Origin of the sequence: Amycolatopsis tucumanensis (assembly GCF_021654135.1) — a bacterium.
Taxonomy (GTDB): Bacteria; Actinomycetota; Actinomycetes; order Mycobacteriales; family Pseudonocardiaceae; genus Amycolatopsis_E; species Amycolatopsis_E tucumanensis.
The window spans coordinates 19826-35015 of record NZ_JAKGSD010000073.1 but is presented as its reverse complement, the minus strand read 5'-3'; the positions used below and the strand labels follow the sequence as shown (position 1 = coordinate 35015).

The 15190-nt window shown below is 66.2% G+C and carries 13 protein-coding genes; 2 read left to right on the top strand and 11 right to left on the bottom strand.

What is annotated here, in order from left to right; genetic code table 11:
• The first annotated feature begins 236 nt into the window (after nucleotides 1-236).
• Complete coding sequence (locus L2C96_RS45465; RefSeq protein ID WP_110341361.1) at nucleotides 237-716, top strand: flavin reductase; 480 nt, start codon at nucleotides 237-239, stop codon at nucleotides 714-716.
• 109 nt (nucleotides 717-825) lie between these two features.
• On the opposite strand, the gene L2C96_RS40105 is transcribed toward L2C96_RS45465, so the two are convergent.
• From L2C96_RS40105 to L2C96_RS40055, 11 genes are all read right to left on the bottom strand, one after another.
• Complete coding sequence (locus L2C96_RS40105; RefSeq protein WP_110341362.1) at nucleotides 826-2265, bottom strand: aldehyde dehydrogenase family protein; 1440 nt, start codon at nucleotides 2263-2265, stop codon at nucleotides 826-828.
• Between the two features lie 38 nt (nucleotides 2266-2303).
• On the bottom strand, nucleotides 2304-3407 hold the full coding sequence (locus L2C96_RS40100; RefSeq protein WP_110341363.1) for a zinc-binding dehydrogenase: 1104 nt from the start codon (nucleotides 3405-3407) through the stop codon (nucleotides 2304-2306).
• Nucleotides 3408-3938: 531 nt separating this feature from the next.
• A complete protein-coding gene (locus L2C96_RS40095; RefSeq protein ID WP_110341365.1) occupies nucleotides 3939-4721 on the bottom strand; it encodes an N-acyl homoserine lactonase family protein in 783 nt (260 codons plus the stop codon).
• A gap of 38 nt (nucleotides 4722-4759) precedes the next feature.
• On the bottom strand, nucleotides 4760-6394 hold the full coding sequence (locus L2C96_RS40090; protein WP_233520114.1) for a long-chain fatty acid--CoA ligase: 1635 nt from the start codon (nucleotides 6392-6394) through the stop codon (nucleotides 4760-4762).
• A gap of 52 nt (nucleotides 6395-6446) precedes the next feature.
• A complete protein-coding gene (locus L2C96_RS40085; RefSeq protein ID WP_110341369.1) occupies nucleotides 6447-6965 on the bottom strand; it encodes a flavin reductase family protein in 519 nt (172 codons plus the stop codon).
• Entirely contained in the window at nucleotides 6962-8275 is a 1314-nt protein-coding gene (locus L2C96_RS40080) for a bifunctional 3,4-dihydroxy-2-butanone-4-phosphate synthase/GTP cyclohydrolase II (RefSeq protein ID WP_110341371.1), read from the bottom strand. The genes L2C96_RS40085 and L2C96_RS40080 overlap by 4 nt, the downstream gene beginning before the upstream one ends.
• A gap of 14 nt (nucleotides 8276-8289) precedes the next feature.
• Complete coding sequence (locus L2C96_RS40075) at nucleotides 8290-9090, bottom strand: enoyl-CoA hydratase/isomerase family protein (RefSeq protein WP_110341373.1); 801 nt, start codon at nucleotides 9088-9090, stop codon at nucleotides 8290-8292.
• A complete protein-coding gene (locus L2C96_RS40070) occupies nucleotides 9083-10144 on the bottom strand; it encodes an acyl-CoA dehydrogenase family protein (protein ID WP_110341375.1) in 1062 nt (353 codons plus the stop codon). Before L2C96_RS40070 ends, L2C96_RS40075 begins: the two co-directional genes overlap by 8 nt.
• Entirely contained in the window at nucleotides 10141-11307 is a 1167-nt protein-coding gene (locus L2C96_RS40065) for an acyl-CoA dehydrogenase family protein (RefSeq protein ID WP_110341377.1), read from the bottom strand. The genes L2C96_RS40070 and L2C96_RS40065 overlap by 4 nt, the downstream gene beginning before the upstream one ends.
• Nucleotides 11308-11389: 82 nt before the next feature.
• Nucleotides 11390-12574, bottom strand: a complete 1185-nt coding sequence (locus L2C96_RS40060) for an LLM class flavin-dependent oxidoreductase (protein WP_110341379.1) — start codon at nucleotides 12572-12574, stop codon at nucleotides 11390-11392.
• Between the two features lie 29 nt (nucleotides 12575-12603).
• A complete protein-coding gene (locus tag L2C96_RS40055; protein WP_199542770.1) occupies nucleotides 12604-12960 on the bottom strand; it encodes a VOC family protein in 357 nt (118 codons plus the stop codon).
• Nucleotides 12961-13289: 329 nt separating this feature from the next.
• Here L2C96_RS40055 and L2C96_RS40050 point away from each other — a divergent pair, with 329 nt between their 5' ends.
• Nucleotides 13290-15179, top strand: a complete 1890-nt coding sequence (locus tag L2C96_RS40050; RefSeq protein WP_110341381.1) for a sigma-54-dependent Fis family transcriptional regulator — start codon at nucleotides 13290-13292, stop codon at nucleotides 15177-15179.
• Nucleotides 15180-15190 lie beyond the last annotated feature (11 nt).

Sequence of the window (15190 nt, the reverse complement as noted above, 5' to 3'; positions counted from 1 at the left end):
CACGAACAAGAAGTAGAACCGACAAGATCAGTTACACCAGCTTCTTGACAGACCCCGGCTCGGCTCACCAACGACCCTGCCAAATGCGCAGGGCGCGGGATATGGAATAGGGATCGTCGAAGGGGTGCCCGTGGTGTGCGAGCACACGTCGCACAACATTCGGTACCCGCGAACGAAGCAGGAAAGATGGGGACCTGCTCGGCCTCACCCTCGTCGCCGCCGGAGAAGCGACATGAGTGAGTGCGGTCTGCTTGTGGACGAAGGGCTGTTCCGGGAAGCCACGAGCCAGTTCCCCAGCGGGTCACGATAGTCACCACCGTCGACGCGGCCGGCCGTCGCTGGGTTTCACCGCGAGCGCGTTCGCGGGCCCCGTCCGTCAGTCCCCGCTTGTTCTGGTATGCCTCGACAGGTCGGCCGACTGTCACTCCGCCTTCGGGCGCACCCACCGGTTCGCCGTCAGCATCCTAGGCCCGCGCCATACCGGCTTCGCCGTTCGGTTGCGACGAAAGGAGGGCGTACTTGGAACGCCCCGCCTTCAGAATGCGGTGGCGACGGTTGAGTGCGGGTCGAGGCGCGTTACCCGGGGCGGCGACCATACGATCCTGGTCGGCCGCATCCATCCAACACACTCACTCGGCCCGAGACACCAGTGGTCTACGCGCGGAGGAGATTTTCGACGCCCCGGTGTGACACGAGGAAGCGACGGCAGCTCGTGACGCGCACGGTACTCGGCGCAGACACTGCGGCCTGCCTTCATGGCCACGGTGCGACAAACTCTGGAATGTCTCTATTTTGGGCTGCGCCAGAAAACCTGAGATTTCCCTACTACTCTTGCTGGCTGATGACCGAGTCCGGCAGCTGGACTGATTTTGTCTGGAGATATTCCTCGAGGCCGGCGGGACCGAGTTCGCGGCCGATGCCGGACTTCTTGTAGCCACCGAATGGTGCGCGTGGGTTGTAGGGGGCGCCGTTGATGTCGAGCTGCCCGGTCTGTATCTGGCGGGCGAGGGCGATCGCGCGCCGGTGGTCCGCCGACCAGATGGCGCCGGAGAGCCCGTACATCGTGTCGTTGGCGATCCGGAGTGCCTCGTCGTCATCGCGGTAGCTCATGACGGCCAGTACTGGTCCGAAGACTTCCTGTTGTGCTAGTTCGGAGGCGCTGTGCACGTCGGCGAGCACGGTGGGGGCGATGAAGTAGCCGCGCTCGCGTGCGGGCTCGGGGCCGCCGGTGACGAGTCGGGCTCCGTCCGCGACGGCACGTTCGATGTACCCGCGGACGCGTGCTTGCTGGGTCTGTGAGGCCAGCGGGCCGAGTCTGGTCGCTGGGTCGAACGGGTCTCCGACGGTGTAGCGTTGTGCGGCCTGGCGGGCGAGCAGGAGCGCCTCGTCGTAGCGTGATTCGGGCACGAGCATCCGGGTCCATGCCGCGCAGGTCTGGCCGGAGTTGAGGAATGCGTTGCCCACGCCGACTTTGACGGCGGTGTCGAGGTCGGCGTCGTCGAGGATGATGTTGGCGGACTTTCCGCCGAGTTCGAGGCATACCTTCTTGATGGTGTCCGCGGCGATCGAGGCGACGCGCCTGCCGGTCGCCGTCGAACCGGTGAAGGAGACGAGGTCGACTCCGGGATGACCGGCTACCGCCTCGCCGACCTCTGGTCCATATCCCGTCACCAGGTTCAGGACTCCCGGCGGTAGGCCAGCCTCGTGTGCCGCCTCCACGAACTGGTACACCGACAGGGGCGCCACCTCGCTTGGCTTGAGGACGACGGTGCATCCCGCCGCGACAGCCGGCAGCACTTTCGCGACCACCTGATACAGCGGGTAGTTCCACGGTGTGATGGCCCCGACCACCCCGTAGGGCTCCCGGATCACCAATGAGTTGCCGACCTGCTCTTCGAAGTTCGTTTCCTCGAGCAGGTCCCGATAGCTGCTGGCGATCGCCATGGGCACGGCGGTCTGCACACCGCGCTGCACCTTCAGTGGCGCGCCGATCTCCTGTCCGATGGTGGTGGCGATGTCCGGCAGTCGGGGCTCCAGTGCCGCGACCAGCCGGGCCACCCGGTCTCGGCACTCGGCCATGGACACACCGGGATCGAACGCGTTCCGCGCCGCTGTCACCGCACGGTCGACGTCGTCGACGGTTCCGGCCGGCACGTGTCCGATGACCTGCTCGGTGGCCGGGTTGACCACGGCGATGCGGTCTGTCCCGCTGGGTTGCACCCATTGCCCGCCGATGTAGTGCTGTGTTCTGTCGTGCTGGTCCAATGCTGCGGCCTTCCCGGTCGATGGTCGTTGCTGTGGTCTCACATCACGATGCTGGCGCGCACGACCTTGCGGCTGTCCGCTGCGGCGAACGCCGCGTTGATGTCTTCCAGGGGAAACGTCGTGGTGGCGAACTGGTCCAGCGGGAGCCGGTGCTGGTTGGCCGCGAGAAAGGAGAGCGCTTGGCTCAGCGCTGTGGGTTCGTACAGCGAGACGCCGATGATGCTCTTGTTCGCGGTGACCAGCCGGGATGGGTCGGCTGCGTAGGTTTGTCCCATGTTGATGTTGCCGACTTCCAGGTACCGGCCGCTCTGGGCGAGCATCTTCAGGCCTTCCGGCACCACGGCCGGGGTGCCGACCACCTCTACCACCACGTCCGCGCCGCCGTCGGTCAACTTGCGCGCCCGCCGGATACGATCCGCCGGATCGGGATGATCAGCGAGGCTGATCACCTCGTCAGCTCCGAATGCGCGGGCCAGTTCCAACCGCTCGGGGACCGCGTCGACCACGATGACCTGCGCGGCCCCGCGGGCGCGGGCAACCGCCGTCGCGAACAGCCCGAGCCCGCCGGCCCCCTGTATGATGACGCGTTCGCCAAAGCTCAGGTCGGCTCGCTCCAGTCCGTAGATCATCTGCGACAGCGCACAGTTGACCCCCGACACCACTTCGTCAGGCAGCGTGTCCGGCACGGTGTAGAGCACCGCGCCGGCGGGGAGCAGAAAGTAGTCACCGTAGCCACCAACGAAGTAGGGTGGTCTGCTGGCGTCGCCGAGCATGGCCATCGTCAGCTTCTGACAGGACACGCGCCGTCCCGCCAGGCAGCTCCGACACCGGTGGCAGGGAAAGAAGTAGGGGAAAACCACCCGTGTGCCCGTCTGCACCGGCGCGCCGTTGGAGTCCTCGGTGACTCGTTCGCCGGTTGCGGCCACCGAACCGACCATCTCGTGGCCGAGCACGGTTGGTAGCGTCCCGCCGAGCCCGCGGGTGACGAACGAACCGTGCCAGGCGTGCAGGTCTGAGCCGCAGATGTTGGCTCGGTGTACCTTCACCAGCACTTCGTCCGGTCCAATCGACGGTAGCGCGACGCGCCGCAGCTCAAATGGCTGCTCGGGTGCGTTGAATTGCGCGATCCGGCCCTCGAACATGTATTCTTCCTTTCTCGCCAGGCCTGTTGCGGGGCCCGCGGAACAGGCGACAGGCCTACTGGCGGCGCGGTCCCGCGGTGAGTCGCAAGGGTTCCGTTTCGCTACACGCCGGGTCCTGGTGAGGAGTCGTTTCTGGGAGCGGTAGTCGGCGGCGGCTGGTGGCCGTGGTACGGCGTGACCGGCGTCGCGGTGGGGTCGAGCGTTCCCGCGGCGATGGCGGCTTCCTGGTGGGCGATCTCCGCTTCCAGAGCTCGATTGTCCCCGCGAGCGCGTGCGGCCAGTGAGCGTGCCGCTGTCGGGAGGAGCGTGCAAGCACCGGGGATGCTTGGTCCGTGCTGGCAGCTTGTGCCGCCAGGCTGCCGGGCGACGTCGGTTGAGGGTGTACCGCGCAACAGCGCACCTCCGAACCGGCGGCGTGCTGGGCGCGCGCACCGCACGCAGCTGGTGGCCGCGGGGATTGGGTGTTCCACCCATGCTTCGTGTCGTGCACGGCACGACGTGCACGAGTATTCGACGAGAACAGCCATGGTGTCAGTCGTAGCAAGCGGGTGCGTGCTTGAGCGTCGCCCAGTCCTCGGGATCGTGGGAGATCCACACCGTGGCATCGTGCGCCCTCGCGAGCTGCTTGAGGCGACGGATCGAGCGGACCGCCTGCAAGGTGTTGTAGTCCGACGGCATCGGAAGGTCTTCGGTGAGGGCCTGGCGGAGGTGGACGGTGTCACCGGTGAGCAGGAACGTCTGGTTGGGCAGCCGCACCAGCACGCTAGTGTTGCCGGGGGTGTGACCTGGCATGCGGTGGATGACGATGCTGCCGTCGCCGAACAGGTCATGATCCGTCGAGAGCTGGTTCCATTTCCAGTCACGCGTCGTGTCGAAATCCGCGGTCCGGAAGAAGGGTTTGGCCGCGGGCAACGGCCAGTACGAGTAGGGCAGGTCGCCTTCACCGATGTACAGCTGAGCGTCGGGGAAGAGCCGGATGCCGCCGGCATGGTCGAAATGCGCGTGCGAGACGATCACGTGATCGATGGCCGAGGGCTTGTAGCCAAGCGCCTCGAGTTTCCGGTCCACACGGTCCTCCGGTCCGTAGGCGAGTCCGACGACGTCCGCGAGGTCGCCGTAGACGGCGTGCGGGTCCTTGGCCGCCTCAAACGCGATGCCGGTGTCGAACAGGACCAGCCCCCGGTCGTGTTCGATGAGAAAGGACGGTACCGGAATGGTGACCTGCCCCTGCCCGTTGACGATCATGATGCCGGTGTCGAGTGTGAATTCCGCCCCCGGCAAAGCCCACATCCGGTTGGCTGTTCCCGTGTTCATGTCGTTTCTCCTTGGTGTCGTCTTGACTTGGTTTCGCGTCAGGGGGTCTTGTCCGTGCTGTGGTTGTTTCCGGCGGCAATTTGTTGACGGAGCAGCTTCTTGTCGAATTTTCCGACTCCGGTCTTGGGTACCTCGTCGACGAACACGAAGCGGTCCGGCAACCAGAACTTGGGGAACTTCTCACGGAGGAATTCGGTGAGATCGTCGGACGCCACCGGCGAGTTGGTGGCGACGATGGCGATCGGTCGCTCCAGCCAGACCGGATCCGGTGCGGCTACCACCGCGGCTTCCCGGACTTCCGGATGCCCCATGAGTGCGTTCTCCAAATCGACTGACGAGATCCATTCGCCACCGCTTTTGATCAGGTCTTTGACGCGATCGACCAGCGACAGGTAGCCGTTCTGGTCGATGACGCCGACGTCGCCGGTGTGGAACCAGCCACCAGCGAAGCTGTCCTGGGAACGTGTGTCGTGGTAGTAGGCGCGGGCCACCCAGGGGGAGCGCGCGAGGATCTCCCCGGCGTGTTTGCCATCCCAGGGCAGCTCTTCGCCGTGGTCGTCGACCAGCTTGATCTCCACGAGCGGCATCGGCTGGCCTTGGGTGCCGAGCAGGCGGAACTTCCCCTCGTCGTCGAGGTCGGTGAACTGGCTTGTGAGGGTGGTGAAGGTGAGCAGCGGCGACGCCTCGGTCATGCCCCAGCCCTGGCACACGTGCACGCCGTGTGCTTGCTGCCACCACCGTATCTCGCCGATCGGGGGCGCCTGGCCGCCCAGCCACAAGGTGTGCAGCGAGTCGAGAACGTAGGATTGCCGTCCGGATTCGAGTTCCTGGCGCATGAGCATGCCGACCGTCACCGCGGCGACGCAGACACTGACTCGGGCGTGCTCGATGATCTCCAGGTAGTGGTGCGGTCGTGGCTGCGTTCCCGGCAACGCCAGCGATGCTCCTTGCAGGGCGCAGGCGTACGGCATGCCCCACGAGTTGACGTGGGACATAGGCGTCACCAGGAGATAGGTCTCCCGCTCGGCGACGCCGATCGATCCCTGCAGGCACAGGATCAGGGCGTGCAGCACGGTGCTGCGGTGGCTGTACACCACGCCCTTGGGTTCCCCGGTGGTGCCCGACGTGTAGCACATTCCGGCTGGGCTGTCCTCGTCAACATCGGGGAACTCGATCTCCTCGTCGGCGTCGGCGAGCAACTCCTCGTACCCGTAGACCGGTCCCAGCGCGGTCGTCGGCGGCGGGCCATCCCCGAACACGACCACTGCTTTCACATTGGTGAGCCGGTCGCGGATCTGTTCCAGCATCGGCAGCTGTTCAGGACTGACCAGGAGCACGCTGTCCCCGGCGTGTTCGATGACGTACCCGATCTGGTCCGGGGATAGCCGGATGTTGATGGTGTGCAGCACCACGCCCATGCAGGGCACCGCGAAGTAGGCTTCGTAGTGCTGGTCGGTGTTCCAGCCCAACGTGCCCACCCGGTCACCGGTGCGTACGCCGAGCCGGTTCAGCGCGTCAGCCAGCCGCCGAACTCGCTTCCCGAATTCGGCGTAGGTATAGCGGCGGTAGCCGTCGTCGCGCCGCGTGATGATCTGTTTGTGCCCGAAGAGCCGTTCCGCGCGCCACAACAGCGTCTTCAGTTGCAGCGGCCGGTCCATCATGAGACTGTCCACGCTGCTCTCCCTTCGAACTCGGTGCCGGGTGTACCGGCTTTCCGCCTCGCTGTCAGGCGGAAAGCCGGGCGAAGTCCCGGGCGTAGTAGACAAGGGGGGTGTGATCGCGCAGCCGCACGTTGACCGCTTCGCCGATGAGGATCACGTGATCACCGGCCGGGTGGCGGGCCTGCGTCCGGCACACCAGGGAGGCCACCGCCTCTGGCAACACCGGCAGACCGTCGGCGTCCGTGTCGAATTCGCCACCGGCGAACTTGTCCGCTCCCTTGGTGGCAAACCGTTTCGCCAGGGGAGCATGCTCTTCGCCGAGGATATTGACCACCCACTTGCTTGAGGTGCGGAAGGCACGGTAGCTGTCGGCGGAGACGGCCAGACAGGCCAGCACCAGCGGCGGTTCCGCGGATACGGAGCAGAAGGCGCTCGCGGTGAATCCCCACCGCGCTCCGCAGTGGTCGGTCGTGGTCACGATGGTGACTCCGCTGGGGAACCGGGACATCGCATCGCGAAACTGCGCCGCGAACGTCTCATGCGCCGGAGGGCCCTGTTGGCCGCGTGCGGTGGTCTCGGTCATGGCTGCGACTGCTCCCGGGCGGTTGTCGGCGTGCCGCCGACCGGATCCAGCCGGTGTCCCAGCCGGTCTCGTTTGGTCATCAGATAGGCGGCGTTGTGCTCACCGGCCGTGACGATGAGCGGTACGCGCGACGCGATCGTGATGTCGTAGCCCGAAAGCCCCGAGTATTTGGCCGGATTGTTGGTCATCAGGCGAATCGAGTGGACGCCGAGGTCGGCCAGGATCTGAGCCCCCACACCGTACTCGCGGCTGTCCACCGGCAGGCCAAGGGCCAGGTTCGCGTCGACGGTGTCCAATCCCTGGTCCTGCAGGGTGTAGGCACGGAGCTTGTGCCCGAGCCCGATGCCGCGGCCTTCCTGACCTCGCAGGTACACCAGGACACCGCTGCCTGCCTCGGCGATTTCGCGCAACGCCTGGCGTAGTTGCTCCCCGCAGTCGCAACGCGCGGAACCCAGGACGTCGCCAGTGAGGCACTCGGAGTGCACGCGGACGAGGACCTCGTCGCGGTTCGCGCCGTCCCCCGCCACGAGGGCGAGGTGCTCGGTGCCGTCGAGCAGGGAGGTGTAGCAGAACGCGTCGAAGGTGCCGTAGGGTGTCGGCAACGGTGCCTGCGATGTGCGTTCGACGAGGCGCTCGGTGCGCTGACGGTAGCGGATCAGATCCGCGATGGTGAGCACGGTGAGCCCGTGACGTCGGGCGAAGGCGGCCAGCTGTGGCCTGCGGGCCACCGTGCCGTCGTCGTTGACGATCTCAGCGAGCACGCTGGCGGGTCGCTTCCCGGCCAGCCGCGCCAAGTCTACTGCGGCCTCGGTGTGCCCAGCCCGTTTGAGCACGCCGCCGGGCCGAGCGCGAAGCGGGAAAACATGGCCGGGCCGGGTGAAGTCGTGCGGACCGGCCGCCGGGTCGCTCAGTGCCCGGATTGTCGACGCTCGGTCTGCGGCGGAAATGCCAGTGGTGGTGCCCTCGCGCAGATCCACCGAGACGGTGAACGCGGTGCCACGGGGATCGTCGCCCATGGCCACCATCGGTTCCAGGCGGAGTTGGTCCAGCCGTTGCCCGTCCATGGCCACACAGGCGAGGCCGCTCGTGTGGCGCACCAGGAAGGCTATCTGTGCACTGGTGACGGTTTCCGCCGCGATGATCAGATCACCCTCGTTCTCGCGATCCTCATCGTCGATCACGACGACGAACTCGCCCCGGGCGAAGGCGGCCACCGCCGCGCGCACCGCCGTGTCGGCCTCGTCGGTGTTCTGGGAGCCGGACACCTGGATCGGCCGCGCGGACCGCTCGTGACATTGCATCTGTCGCATTCGTCGACACCGTTTCACTCTGGGAGTTTGGGCTCGGATCGTTTGACACCTGTTTTCCGCTTGGCGCGCAGCGCCGCCAACGTCGCGGCCGAGTCCTCCGTGGATTGCACGACGGCCATGTGTGAGGCGATCATGTTCAAGTGCGTTCGCGCGTCCAGGTGCAACGACTCGTATGTCGCACGCTTGATGAAGCCGACCGCCACCGGGGGCAGTGCCGCGAGGCGGGCGGCCAGCTCGTAGGTGCGGGTGAGCAATTCGCCGTCGGGGTAGCAGTGGTTGGCGAGTCCGATTCGCTCCGCCCTCGGGCCGTCTACCACGTCGCCGGTGAGCAGGAGTTCGAGTGCGCGGGCAACGCCGACCAGCCGGGGAAGCCACAGGCAGCCACCATCGCCTGGGATGAGGCCCGCGTGAATGTAGCCTTCGCTCAACCGGGCCGACTCGCCGACCAGACGGATGTCGCACATCAGCGCCATGTCCAGACCGGCGCCCACCGCGGTCCCCTGTACCGCCGCGATCACCGGTTTGTCCAGGTCCTCCAGGGCGCGTGCCACCCGGTGTACCTCGTCGGTGAGCATCCGCCGACGCGACAGCGGCGCCGGATCCACGGAGGTCAACTCGTCGAGGTCGATACCGGAGCAGAACGCGCCGCCTGCACCGCGCACCACGACCGCCCGCACCTGATCGTCCTTGGCCGCCTCGTGCAGCGCGTCCGCCCAGTGACGCACCATCTGAAGGGTGAAGGCGTTCTTCCGCTCGGGGCGGTTGAGCAGAATGGTGGCGACCGCGTCAGCCCGGGAGTACTCCAGGTCAGCCATTTGCGCGCACCTCCGCCGGGTCGGTCACAAGCGTCCACAGATCTGGTGCGGCGCAGGCAGCCGCGCCGAGTTCCCGCTCCCAGAACCGCTCATTGCCGAACTCGTCGCGCCATGACCACAAGCGGGTGGTGATCAGCCGCAACGGATGCTCGTCGGTGAAGCCAAGCGCGCCGTGTACCTGATGGGCCAGTCGCGCCACCACGCCCGCGGCACGACCGGCCTGCGCCTTGGCCGCTGCCGTGAGGATCCAGTCCGGTTGCTGACCAGCTGTGGCGGCCGACATCGCGACCGTGGTGCTGGCCGCCGCCTCCTCAGCCATCGCCGCGAGGTGATGGCTGACGGCCTGGAACCGGGAAATCGGGCGGCCGAACTGCTCCCGCTGCCCGGCGTAGGTGATCGTCGAATCGAGTGCGGCTTCCATGGCCCCGCTGAGCAGCAGTGCCCGGCCAAGCGCACCGCGAACCCGAAATGCCCTGCCGGAGATCGTGGCGTCCACTTCGGTGACGTCCTCGCCCGGCACGAAAGTGTCCTGCAGCAGCAAAGTATCCCGGGGCTCTCCGGCCAGGTTACGGCCACGTTCCCACGCTTCCCTCGGCGAGTCCAGGATCGCCACCAGCGGCTCGGCACGGTCAAGCAGCACCGCGACCCGCTCGGCCAGGTGGCCGTAGGGAACCCTGGACAGTTTCCCCGTCAACCGGTACCCCCCGGGGCATCGGTCGACTGCCATGTCCGTGGTCGCCGACGCGGTCAGCGGACCGGTCGGAACCGTCCGGCTGGCCGCGGCCAGTAGCCACCCTGCCAACAGCGCCGTCTCCGCCAATGGCACCGGCACCGCGGCGCGTCCGATCTCGTGCACCACGACGGCGGCCTCGGCCAGCCCCGCCCCGGCCCCACCAGAGGACTCGGGCACCGGCAGCACGGTGAACTCCGCCTTTGTCAAGGAGTCCCATACCTCGTCAGCCCACCCGCCTGAGTACCGGGCCGCGGCCTCCGGCGTCCACTCCGAGCAGATCTGAGCCGCGGTCGCCGCGATCGCGTGCAACTCCTCGTTCATGCGCGCTCCAACGCCTTGGCGACGACCCCGCGCAGCACCTCGTTGGTGCCACCGCGCAGGGTGTATCCGGGGGAATGAAGCAGACCGCGAACAAGGTGGCCGGTGAACGTGCCCAGCGCCGCGTCCGGATCCGGCATCTCGTCGGCGAGCATCCGCGCCCGCTCGGCCACCTCCTGTTCGAACCGGGTGCCCAGATCCTTGACCAGCGCGGCGGCCACGTCGGCGGGTTTGCCCGCCGCGAGCATTCCGGCGACAGACAACGACAACTGCCGCAGGGTGAGCAGGCGGGACGTGAGCGCGCCGATCTCGGCGACCGCCGCCGGGTCTCGGTCCGCGCGTCGGCGTACCTCGGAGACGAGCGCGGCGAGCAGGGGGAAGGTGGTGAGCAGGCGTTCCGGTCCGCTGCGTTCATAACCCAGCTCAGAGGTGACCTGGCCCCAACCGCTGCCGATCTCACCCAGCACGTACCGATCCGGGACGAACACTCCGTCCAGCTGTACCTCGTTGAACTCGTGCTCACCGGTGAGCAGCCGGACCGGCCGTACGGTGACACCCTCGGCACGCAGGTTCACGATGAACTGGCTCAGCCCGGCGTGCCGATCTCCGGTATCCGGTGCGCTTCTGGCGAGCACGAAGAACCACTGCGCCCGATGTGCTCCGCTGGTCCACACCTTCGTCCCGGTCAGCCGCCAACCGCCAGCCACTCGGACCGCTCGTGTCCGCACGGAAGCCAGGTCGGAGCCGCTGTCAGGTTCGCTCATGCCGATGGCGAAGTAACAGCGTCCCGCCGCGATCTCAGGCAGGAACTCCGCCCGCTGCTGTTCGCTGCCGTAGCGCAGCAGCGAGGGCGCTGTCTGGCGGTCAGCGATCCAGTGCGCCGCCACCGGGGCCCCCACGGCGAGGAGCTCTTCAAGTACCACCTGCCGATCCAGCACCGTCCGTCCCTGCCCGCCGTACCGGCGCGGAATGGTCATGCCAATCCACCCGTGCTCGGCCAGCCGCCGGGAGAACGGCTCGTCCCAGCCGGTCAACCAGGAGTCACATTGTGGGGTGAACGCACCTCGCCGGATCTCGGAATCGAGAAACGTACGTACTTCGGCCCGGAGCGGTTCCAGACCGGGCGGAACCCGCACCACATCTATCGGTAGAACGCGGCTGCTCATCAGTGCCTCCTGTTGTGACAGAGGGATCCGCCGCCGCGGCCGGTCGGCGAGGGGAATGGTCCGGCCGCGGCGGTCACGTGCCTCACAGCCAGTTCGGAGCGATCTCGGAGGCCCACAGCTCGATGCTGCGCATCTGCACGTCGTGCGGCACCGGGCCGGGGTATTGCCACTGCAGCAGATACTCGGGGTCGTGCTGCGACACCAACTTCTCGATCTGGCGGTTGATGTCGTCAGGCGTACCGACGAACTCGAAACCACGCTCACACAGGGTGTCGTAGTCGGCCCCGATCTGGCCGGTCTCGCCGGGATTCCGCATCACCTCGGCAAAGCCCATCGGCCCGAACCAGTTTGGGAAGATGAAACCATTACCGCGTCGGGCCCAGTAATGGGCCTCATCGGCGTCTCGTGACACCAGCACGTCGCGGAAGATGCCCACCCCCTCCCCGCGCTTGAGCGCTCCGCGACCCGCCGCCTCGGCCTCCTCCTGATACACGTCCAGCAACCGAGAAATGACCTCGTCATTGGTGTTCATCACGATCGGGACGATGCCCTCGCGGGCGCAGAACCGGAAGGACTCCTCGCTGAAGCTGAACGGCTGGAACACCTGCGGCCACGGCTTCTGGTACGGCTTCGGGGCGATACCGACCTCGGTGATCACGCCCTGATCGTCCTGGCCACCGCCAAAATTATTCACCGCTTCGTGATTGAAATCGATTCCCGGCGGCGGAACCTGCCAGTTCTCGGTTTTCAGAGACGTCGTGCGCTCGCTCCACAGCGCCTTCATGATCTCCCAGTGCTCGTTGAACCGCTTGCGGTTGGCCACATCGCGTTCCGACTTGTCGGAGGACGTGGCGCCGACGTGGTACGTCTGCCCGAGCACGTCCGCCCACCGCTTCTGATACCCCCTGGCGATCCCGACGAAGGAGCGTCCGCGCGTCATCTGGTCGAGCATCGCGAGGTCCTCGGCCAGCCGAATCGGATTCTGGAACGGCAGCACGTTCGCCATCTGCCCGACCTTGATCCGCTGTGTCTGCATCGCGATGTACAGATCGAGCAGGATCGGGTTGTTCGACTCCTCGAAGCCTTCGATGTGGAAATGGTGCTCCGTAAACGCGACGCCCCAGTACCCGAGATCGTCAGCCAGTTGCGCCTGCTTGGTGATCTGGAAGAGCATGTTCTGGTAGTTCTTGTCGTTGACCCCAGCGAAGCCCTTCTTCATCTGGTCATAACTGCCCACGGCCGGCAGGTAGAACAAAATCTCCTTCATAAGACTTACTCCTCACATCGGTTAACTGGTCAAGCCCGGCTTCGGTAGACCACGAAAGGGTTCCCGCTGGGGTCCCGCAATACCGCCCGAATCTCGTGCGCCCCCTCAACCGGCCCGGACAACACCGTCGCACCGGCCGCCAGCAGTCGGGACACCGCAACCGAGACGTCGTCGCTCCGGAACACCGGCAACGCCGACTCCGGCACCGGATGGTCAGCCGGAGTCGCCAAGGCGAGCTTTATCGACCCGGCGGAGAGTTCGGCATAGTCGTCCCGATCCCGCATCCGGACACCGAGCCCCAACCCATCTCGATAAAAGGCCAATGAACTTTCCAAATCGGACGCGGGGAGCAGGATAGACCGCAAATCACACTTCGAATCAGCCACAAACACTCCATTCGTCCGATCTCGCGAGTTTGGCCGAGGTTTCACCTGTGGAAACAGATTGTTACCCGCCACGCGGACGAGCACGCCGTATCAATGTGAGACGACGACCCTGCCTCGCGTCTGGCCGAGGGATCGACCGCGCGTTTTCGCAGCGTGTCGGGCACATGATGGCCGAAGGTTCAGGTCAACGACTTCTGGGCGGAGCCCACTCAAGCCGCGTCAAGCAAAGGTGACCTGTGTCTCAAAGTGAGACAATCGGGCCAACGGGATTCCGCGCTACTCTGGTTGGACCATCACGTCACACCCCCGTGGACGATGGAGTGCAGGCAATGGAGCCCACCTCAGTCACACTCGGTGGCCGTGCCTCAGGCGGGACGGCCACACCTGAGGCACGCCGCGAGTCCCCACAGCTGTCCGTACGTGCCGAGATCGCGCTGTCATGGCGCCGGTCCGCAGCCTGCGGAATAGCCCCTGACAAGAAGGCTGAACTACCCTACGATCCGGACTTCGACAGTGACAGCCGACTGCTGAAGGCGGCCACGCCGGTGGTAGAACGTCTCGCCAGTTCCCTGGCCGACACCTCCACCAGCATCCTGCTCGCCGACCGGCAGGCGAGGATCGTGCGGCGCTGGGTTGGCGAGAAGCCGCTGTACAGTGCATTGGACAACGCATACGCGGCCCCCGGGTTCGCCTTCGCGGAGGAGTACGCCGGCACTAACGGGTTAGGCACAGTCCTGGAGGAAGCTCGAACGGTCGCGGTTCGCGGCGAAGAACACTACGCGGACTTCCTACGCCACCTGTCGTGCGTTGGGGTCCCCATCCACAACCCGGTCACCCGAGCCGTCGAGGGAGTTCTCGACATCACCTGCCTCGCTGACGACTACAACCCGCTCATCCCCGCTCTGCTCTCCGAATCGGTACAGCACATCGAAACCCGGTTGAGCCACCTGTCGTCCCCCGCCGACGTCGCCCTCGTCGAGGCGTTCACCCGTGCCCGCCGTCTGCATCGAGGCGCCATACTCGGCCTCAACCCGAACATGATCCTCACCAACCCCATCGCCAGCGGCAATCTCACACCCCAAGACCAGGCGGTACTCTGGGACGCGTCCACACAGTTGGCTCGTACCCAGCGCTCCGAAGTAAGCGTGGACCTCACGCACGGGCGGTACCGTGTCCGGTGCCAATCCGTCACGACCGCCTCCCACGACCCCGCTGGGGTCGTGGTGTACCTCGATCCGATCCGGCCTCGCCACCTCAGCACGGGCTACCGCCCATCCGCGACGCCCACCGGCACCGGCTGCACACCTCCAGCGGGACGCAGCCCACAGTGGCGCCGCGTCACCACGCGAATCCAGGAACTGGCTCAGCTCCCCGATCCGGTAGCGATCACCGGCGAACCGGGCACAGGCAAGCTCTACCTGGCCAAGTACCTGCACGAACTGTCCAGCCCCGCCCGGGGACTGCGCGTTTTCAACGCCGCCGACCCCACCGAGACCGCACCCAAGGACCTGATCATCCGGACCAACGATACCCTTGGGCAAGGCGACAACGTCATCGTACGGCGAATCGAATACCTTCCGACACAGGCGCAGGCGCAGCTGCGGGCCCTCGCGGCGACGAGCCCCCATCCCGCCTCCGCATCGACAACCGGACGACTCATCGTCACCGCCCAAACCACGACCCACACCCATGAGCGGCTCGAACAAGCCCTCGCATCCTACCCGCACCACCTGTGGGTGCCGCCGCTGGCCCAGCACATCGAGGACATCGCCGACCTGACGTCGGTCCTGCTCACGGAACTCGCCGGCCAACCCACCGCACACTGCAGCCTGCCAACGCTACAAGCCCTGATGCGTAGCCCATGGCCGGGCAACATCGCCGAGTTACGAGACGCCCTTGCCGCCGCACTCAACGCCAGCCATGGCCAGGAGATCCAACCGCACCACCTACCGACCTGGGTGCTCAAACGTGCACACCAACGACAATTATCCGTAATGGAGCAGTCGGAGCGCGAACTGATCATCGAAACACTAGCCAGCGTCGGGAACAACCGGACACAAGCGGCGAGAATCTTGGGCATCGGCCGCGCCACCCTGTACCGCAAGATCCGTACCCTCGGCGTCTCCACCGCCCAGGAACTCCAGATGGGGCTATCTGATCAACTTATCGGACAGTCCCACTGCCAGGTGTCGCGAGACCGTCGAGGACCAGCTCGCTGATCGCGGCGGAG

Bases quoted from the DNA above. Each gene is read 5' to 3' on its own strand.
- L2C96_RS40100 (WP_110341363.1), bottom strand. From the start codon at position 3,407: ATGTTCGAGGGCCGGATCGCGCAATTCAACGCACCCGAGCAGCCATTT.
- L2C96_RS40095 (WP_110341365.1), bottom strand. From the start codon at position 4,721: ATGAACACGGGAACAGCCAACCGGATGTGGGCTTTGCCGGGGGCGGAA.
- L2C96_RS40085 (WP_110341369.1), bottom strand. From the start codon at position 6,965: ATGACCGAGACCACCGCACGCGGCCAACAGGGCCCTCCGGCGCATGAG.
- L2C96_RS40080 (WP_110341371.1), bottom strand. From the start codon at position 8,275: ATGCGACAGATGCAATGTCACGAGCGGTCCGCGCGGCCGATCCAGGTG.
- L2C96_RS40075 (WP_110341373.1), bottom strand. From the start codon at position 9,090: ATGGCTGACCTGGAGTACTCCCGGGCTGACGCGGTCGCCACCATTCTG.
- L2C96_RS40070 (WP_110341375.1), bottom strand. From the start codon at position 10,144: ATGAACGAGGAGTTGCACGCGATCGCGGCGACCGCGGCTCAGATCTGC.
- L2C96_RS40065 (WP_110341377.1), bottom strand. From the start codon at position 11,307: ATGAGCAGCCGCGTTCTACCGATAGATGTGGTGCGGGTTCCGCCCGGT.
- L2C96_RS40060 (WP_110341379.1), bottom strand. From the start codon at position 12,574: ATGAAGGAGATTTTGTTCTACCTGCCGGCCGTGGGCAGTTATGACCAG.
- L2C96_RS40050 (WP_110341381.1), top strand. From the start codon at position 13,290: ATGGAGCCCACCTCAGTCACACTCGGTGGCCGTGCCTCAGGCGGGACG.